This window comes from Tritonibacter sp. SIMBA_163, assembly GCF_046535935.1.
In the GTDB taxonomy this organism is placed as follows: Bacteria; Pseudomonadota; Alphaproteobacteria; order Rhodobacterales; family Rhodobacteraceae; genus Epibacterium; species Epibacterium scottomollicae.
Genome location: NZ_JAWJBP010000429.1, coordinates 1 through 273 on the forward strand (window position 1 = coordinate 1; position 273 = coordinate 273).

The window sequence follows — 273 nt, forward strand, 5'->3', positions numbered from 1 at the left end:
CTCGCGGTCACGCGCGCCGGTGGCCGGGGTAATGCGGTCCACCATGGAAGTTGGAAAAGCGACTTGGGCTGCAATCCAATCGGCAAAGGCGGGATCGTCAAGGTTCGCGAGACCGACGACAGCATCTTCGGTCACATGCCCATTGCCCGGAATGTTATCACACGACATCACGGTGAAAGGCTGCACACCAGCCGCCTTACGCAATTTCAGCGCCTGCACAATCAGACCGAAGACGGTGTTCGGTTGATCTGGATGGGTGGCATCCGCCACAAT

The 273-nt window shown here is 58.6% G+C and carries 1 pseudogene; it reads right to left on the reverse strand.

Annotated elements, in window-relative coordinates:
• Positions 1–273: pseudogene (locus tag R0J92_RS23000) on the reverse strand (mannitol dehydrogenase family protein); the annotation flags it as partial.